This is a genomic window from uncultured Nevskia sp., from assembly GCF_903885465.1.
In the GTDB taxonomy this organism is placed as follows: domain Bacteria; phylum Pseudomonadota; class Gammaproteobacteria; order Nevskiales; family Nevskiaceae; genus Nevskia.
In genome coordinates, this window is the sequence record NZ_CAISIQ010000409.1 from 1 (window position 1) to 5,980 (window position 5,980).

General features: G+C 66.1%; 7 protein-coding genes. All 7 read left to right on the plus strand.

All coding sequences use genetic code 11. From position 1 onward, the window contains the following. Positions 1–642 (plus strand): archaetidylserine decarboxylase (gene asd / locus QZY06_RS15960; protein WP_295686056.1); only part of this gene is annotated, 642 nt, incomplete at its 5' end. After that, positions 639–1,559 (plus strand): MoxR family ATPase, encoded by a 921-nt coding sequence (locus tag QZY06_RS15965; RefSeq protein WP_295686057.1) that lies wholly within the window; start codon positions 639–641, stop codon positions 1,557–1,559. The genes asd and QZY06_RS15965, both read left to right, overlap by 4 nt. Positions 1,560–1,655: 96 nt before the next feature. Further along, a complete protein-coding gene (locus tag QZY06_RS15970; RefSeq protein WP_295686058.1) occupies positions 1,656–1,856 on the plus strand; it encodes a hypothetical protein in 201 nt (66 codons plus the stop codon). Next, positions 1,841–2,143 carry a type II toxin-antitoxin system RelE/ParE family toxin gene (locus QZY06_RS15975; RefSeq protein ID WP_295686059.1) on the plus strand — a complete coding sequence of 101 codons (303 nt, stop codon included), beginning with the start codon at positions 1,841–1,843 and terminating at the stop codon, positions 2,141–2,143. The genes QZY06_RS15970 and QZY06_RS15975 overlap by 16 nt, the downstream gene beginning before the upstream one ends. A gap of 6 nt (positions 2,144–2,149) precedes the next feature. Beyond that, complete coding sequence (locus QZY06_RS15980) at positions 2,150–3,100, plus strand: DUF58 domain-containing protein (protein ID WP_295686060.1); 951 nt, start codon at positions 2,150–2,152, stop codon at positions 3,098–3,100. 5 nt (positions 3,101–3,105) lie between these two features. Then, positions 3,106–5,148 carry a DUF3488 and transglutaminase-like domain-containing protein gene (locus QZY06_RS15985; RefSeq protein WP_295686061.1) on the plus strand — a complete coding sequence of 681 codons (2,043 nt, stop codon included), beginning with the start codon at positions 3,106–3,108 and terminating at the stop codon, positions 5,146–5,148. Positions 5,149–5,248: 100 nt separating this feature from the next. After that, on the plus strand, positions 5,249–5,980 hold a 732-nt coding region (locus QZY06_RS15990), incomplete at its 3' end, for a CSLREA domain-containing protein (RefSeq protein ID WP_295686062.1).

Genomic DNA, 5,980 nt, shown 5'->3' on the forward strand with positions numbered 1-5,980 from the left:
ACCGATCCAAACCTGCTGGCCAGCCCGGTCGATGGCCGGATCAGCCAACTCGGAGCGATCCGCAATGGCCGGATCTTCCAGGCCAAGGGTCACGACTACACCGCTGCCGAACTGCTGGCCGATGCCGAACTGGCGAAAGCCTTCGACGGCGGCAGCTTTGCGACGATCTATCTGGCGCCGCACAACTACCACCGCGTGCACATTCCCTTCGGCGGCAAGCTGCGCTCGTGGACTTACGTGCCGGGCCGCCTGTTCAGCGTCAATCCAGCCACGGCGCGGGCGATGCCGCGGCTGTTCTCGCGCAACGAGCGGATGGTGGCGATCTTCGATACCGCGTTCGGGCCGATGGCCGTGGTGATGGTCGGCGCGCTGTTCGTCGGCGGTGTCGAAACCGTCTGGGGCGGCCGCCTGACGCCGCCGCACAGCCGCGCCGCGACGCCGTTCCATCATCAGCCGGACGGCACGGTGGCGCTGGCCCGCGGCGATGAAATGGGCCGCTTTCACATGGGTTCGACCGTGGTGCTGCTTGCGCCACGCGGCGCGCTGGACTGGCAGGCGGAACTGAAAGCCGGCGATGCGCTGCGCCTGGGCCAGCCCCTGGCCCAAGTTGTGGCCCAGGACCTGCAGCACGCCGTGGCATGAACCCCGATCTCAAGCCTGTACTCAGCGCCCTCGCCGGCATCGTGCTCGGCAAGGAGCGTCAGCTCAAGCTTGCCCTCGCCTGCCTGCTCGCCCGAGGCCATCTGCTGATCGAGGATGTGCCGGGTGTCGGCAAGACGACACTCGCTCTGGCGTTGGCCAAGGTCTTCGGCCTGCATTTCCAGCGCGTGCAGTTCACCAGCGATCTGCTGCCGGCGGACATCCTCGGCATGTCGATCTACGAGCCGGGCGCCAGCCCCAATCCTGGAACCTTCCGCTTCCACGCCGGCCCGGTGTTCTCGGAAGTGGTACTCGCCGACGAGATCAACCGCGCCAGCCCGAAGACCCAGAGCGCGTTGCTGGAAGCGATGGAAGAGCGGCAGGTGACGTCCGACGGCATTACCCGCGCCCTGCCCGATCCGTTCTTTGTCGTCGCCACCCAGAACCCCGGCGAGCAGATCGGCACCTACGAGTTGCCGGAATCGCAGCTCGACCGCGTCCTGATGCGCCTGTCGCTCGGCTATCCGTCCCGCGATGCCGAACGCGCGCTGCTCAATGATCCGGAGCGGCGCGATCTGCTCGCCGGCCTGTCGCCGGTGCTCAGCGCCGCGCAACTGCGCAGCTTCCAGCAGCAGGTGAAAACCATCCGCACCAGCCCGGCGCTGATCGACTACCTGATGGCCCCGCTCCGCGCGACCCGTGAACACCGCACGCTGAAGCACGGCCTGTCGCCGCGCGCCGGCCTGGCGTTGAAGCACGCTGCCCAGGCCTGGGCATTGCTCGAAGGCCGTTCCGGTGTCATCCCGGAAGACCTGCAGGCGGTGTTCGCCTCGGTCGCCGGCCATCGCCTGAGTGCGGTCGAGCGCGGCGATACGCGGCTGATCGCCGACGAGATTCTGACGGCGGTGGCGATTCCGTGATGGCTTCGCGGCTGTCGGCTCACCCACTGCTGCGGTAATGTCTTCCAGGCATAAACCTGCGGTAATGTCTTCCAGGCATAAACAAGGAGATCAGCGATGAATGCACCTGCAGTCAGCAATAAGGAAATCGTTCGCGATCTGTTGAGCCGTCTGCCCGAGCAGATCTCGTTGAAGGACATCGCTCGCGAGATCGAATTCATCGCCGCCGTTCGCGAAGGTCTGACCGAGCTTGATGCCGGGCAGTCGATCGCCATCGACGATGTCGAACGCGACCTGCGGACATGGCTCGTCCAGTAAGACTGTCTCCCGCTGCCCGCCGCGATCTGGAAGGCATCGTCCGTTACATCTCCTTCGACCAGCCTCACCGCGCCGAACGCTTCGGCATGTTGCTGCTCGGCCACGCCCGATCACTCGCCGAGATGCCCGATCGCGGTCGCGTCGTGCCCGAGTTCGCCGACCCGCAGCTCCGCGAATTGATCGTCCAGGCGTATCGACTGATCTATCGCATCAATCCCAGTACCGGCGCGATCGAACTGGTTCGCATCTGGCACACGGCGCGCGGGATGCCGAACCTCAATGCCTGAATCGCGGTGATAAGCCTGCGCCGGCGCTTCCAGAACTGGATCGCCACCCGCACGCCGCGCGTGCCGGGCCCCTGGACGATCGGCCGGCGACGGGTCTACATCGTGCCGACCCGCTACGGCTACGGTTACGGCCTGCTGCTGTTCGTGATGCTGCTCGGGGCGATGAACTACTCGAACAGCATGGCCTTCGCGCTGACCTTCTTGCTGGCCGGCATCGGCCTGCTGGCGATGCATTACACGCACGGCAATCTGGTCAATCTGAGTATTGCCGCGCAGGGCACTGCACCGGTGTTCGCCGGCGATGCGGCGCTGTTCTCGATCCGCCTCGACAATCCCAGCCGCAGCCCGCGTCACGCGCTGACCATCGCCTGGCAGGATCAATCGCCGCTGGCTTATGCCGATGTGCCGGCCGACAGCAGCGCCACGCTGAGCCTGACACTGGCCACCAGCAAACGCGGCTGGCTGCCGGCGCCGCGCTTCGCGGTGGCCACCGAATTTCCGCTCGGCCTGTTCCACGCCTGGACCTGGGTCGAGCTGGATCTGGCCTGCCTCGTCTATCCGAAGCCGGCTGCGGACGGCACCGCACCGCTGAGCAGCGGCCACGGCGATGACGGCCGATGGGCCACCCAGCGTCCTGGGCCGGACGAGTTCAGCGGCTTGCGCGGCTATCAGGCTGGCGATGCTCTGCGCAGCATCCACTGGAAAAGCCTGGCCCGGAATCCGCAGCCGCAGGTCAAGCTGTTCAGCGACACCCAAGCCGACGAACTCTGGCTCGACTGGCAGTCGCTGCCTTCGTCCTGGGGCCCGGAACAGCGCCTGGCCCAGCTGTGTCGCTGGGTGCTCGATGCCGACGCCGCACAACGTCAATACGGGCTACGACTTCCCGGCGGCAACGTGTCGCCCGCGCAAGGCGCCCAGCATCGGCACGCCTGTCTCGCAGCGCTGGCGCTGCACTGACCGCCATGGCAAAGAATAAGCCAGCGAAGATCGCCGATCTGCTGCCTCGTGCCGCGCTGCTGCGGCTGCTGGCGGTACTGAGCTTGCTGCTGGCGCCGCATCTGCAGCGGCTACCGATCTGGGCTGCTGTGCTGGTGGTCGGCATCGTCGTCTGGCGTACGGCCGCTGCGTATCGCGGCTGGCCGATGCTGCCCGGCTGGATGCGCGTGCTGCTGACCTTCGGCGCCTTTGCCAGCGTCTACGCGAGCTTCGGCCGGGTCAGCGGGCAGACTGCCGGGGTCGCGCTGATCACTGTGATGGCCGCACTCAAGCTCACCGAGCTGCGCGCGCGCCGCGATACCATGGTCATGGTGTTCCTGATGTACTTCATGCTGATCACCCACTTCCTGTTCTCGCAGGAGCTGTGGACGGCGGCCTATCTGCTGATCATGACTGCGCTGATCACCGGCGTGCTGATCGACGCCAACCATCCGGGCAGTGCCCTGCCACTGCGCGACAGCCTGTGGATGAGCAGCGGCATGGTGCTGCGCGCGCTGCCGCTGATGCTACTGATCTTCGTGCTGTTCCCGCGCATTCCGGGGCCGATCTGGGGCCTGCCTTCCGATGCCGGTGCGGCGCGTTCGGGCTTGTCGGACTCGATGGCACCCGGCGAGATTTCCAGCCTGATCGAGTCCGAAGCAGTGGCCTTCCGAGTGCGCTTCGATGGCGCCGTACCACCGGCCAGCGAACGCTACTGGCGCGGCCCCAGCTTCGCCCGCTTCGACGGCCGCAAGTGGGACAGCGGCATGCGCCCGCCGGAAGCCGAAGACCCGATTGCTGAACTGTCCGGTCCCGCCTACGGCTACGAAGTGGTGCTGGAGCCCAATCGCACGCCCTGGCTGTTCGCGCTCGATCTGCCTTCCAGAGTCGGCCTGCCGAGCGATGCCCGGCTGAACGCCGATTACCAGCTGGTGCTGACCCAGGGCGAACTCCGCGATCGGCGGCTTTATCGGCTGAGTTCGCATCCGCAATACCGGCTGCAAGCCCGGCTGCCGGACCGGCTGCGCACGCAGATGCTGCAGCTGCCAAAGAACTCGAATCCACGCGCCCAGGCGCTGGCCCGGCAGTGGCGCGATCAGGGGCTCGACGATGCCGCGATCGTCAGGACGGCGCTGCAGCGTTATCGGACCGGCGACTACTTCTACACGCTGCGGCCGCCGAGCCTGGGCCGGAACAGCGTCGACGAATTCCTGTTCGACACCCGGCGCGGCTTCTGCGAGCACTACGCCTCCAGCTTCGCGGTACTGATGCGCGCCGCCGGCATTCCCGCGCGCATCGTCACCGGCTACCAGGGCGGCGAACCAAACGCGATCGGCGATTACTGGATCATCCGGCAAAGCGACGCCCACGCCTGGACCGAAGTCTGGCTGGCAGGACGCGGCTGGCTGCGCATCGATCCCACCGCGGCGGTAGCGCCGGAAAGAGTCGAGCGCGGCATCGGCAGCGCCTTGAGCGACACCGAGCTACCCGCCTTCCTCGACCCGACCCAACGCCAGGGTTTCCGCTTCAATCTGCAGGCCCGCTGGGACTGGGCCAACGCCCAGTGGAATCACTGGGTGCTCGGCTACGGTCCCGAGCTGCAGGCCGATTTCCTGCAGCGCTTCGGGCTCGGCGACTGGCACGACATGATCCTGGCGTTGACCATCCTGCTCAGCACCCTGCTGACCGGCCTCGGCTGGCTGCTGTTGCGACAAGCGCGAGTGCATCAACCTGCTGATGCCGCACTGCGCGCCTGGCGTCGCTTGCAACAGAAACTGGCGCGTATCGGCTTGGTGCAAGGCGATGACGAAGGGCCGCGCGATTACGTCTCGCGAGTGATCGCCGCACGACCGGAACTGGCGCCGACGCTGATGCCGGTGTTGGAACACTATCTTCAGTTGCGCTATCTAGACGGGGTCGATAACGGACGGCAACGCGCGCTCGATCGTGCCGTAGGTGTTTTCACCTCCTCTCGACAAATGCGAAAGCGCGTTAGAAACAAGGCCGGCAGCGCAATCGACCGCCCATAGACGATTCATGGACGGCGGAGATCGTTGACCGAACCGCCCACAGAATCGCGGCGATAGCAGCAGATCGCGCCGGGGCTCGCACCCACTCAGGAGAAAAAGCATGAATTCCAGTCTTGCCTTAGCGGCGCGCCGCTACGCCGTCCCACTGCTGCTCGGTGCAGCGCTGCTGCCGCTGCAGTCCGCACTGGCCGCCAATCCAGACCTGATCGTCACCAAGTTCACCGACAGCCTCGACGGCAGCTGCGACAGCGATTGCTCGCTGCGCGAAGCGGTGCAGAAAGCCAACCAGACGCCGGGCGCTAGCCGAATCATTCTCGCCGCTGGCACCTACTCGCTGAGCATCCCACCGCTGCAGAACCCGGACTTCGAGGATCCGCTGGTCGATGACGACAACAACCTCAATGGCGATCTCGACATCAAGGGCACGCTGACCATCGTTGGCAAAGGCATCGACGTCACCGTCATCGATGCCGGCCGCATCGATCGTGTCGCCGAAGTGCTGCCAGGCGCAGTCGCGACGCTGAGCAAGCTGACCGTGCGCAACGGCCGCGAACCGTTTCGCGGTGGCGGTCTGGACGTCAATGCCGGCGGCAGCTTGAGCCTGCAATCCTGCGCGGTGACCGGCAACACTTCCAGCGCTGCATTCGAAGCCGGCTCCGGCGGCGGCATCTGGAATGCCGGCACCTTGAGCATCGATGCTTCACGGATCGACGGCAATCGCTCGGCGGCTGGCGAAGGCTTCTTCGGTGCTGGTGGCGGCATCTACAACCTCGGCAGCCTAACCGTGCGGGATGCCCGCTTCATCGGCAACGCCGCTTCCGACGATGACGAC

Excerpts from the sequence above, each read along its gene's own strand:
- QZY06_RS15975 (WP_295686059.1), top strand. The coding sequence starts at position 1,841 with ATGGCTCGTCCAGTAAGACTGTCTCCCGCTGCCCGCCGCGATCTGGAA.
- QZY06_RS15965 (WP_295686057.1), top strand. The coding sequence starts at position 639 with ATGAACCCCGATCTCAAGCCTGTACTCAGCGCCCTCGCCGGCATCGTG.
- QZY06_RS15970 (WP_295686058.1), top strand. The coding sequence starts at position 1,656 with ATGAATGCACCTGCAGTCAGCAATAAGGAAATCGTTCGCGATCTGTTG.
- QZY06_RS15985 (WP_295686061.1), top strand. The coding sequence starts at position 3,106 with ATGGCAAAGAATAAGCCAGCGAAGATCGCCGATCTGCTGCCTCGTGCC.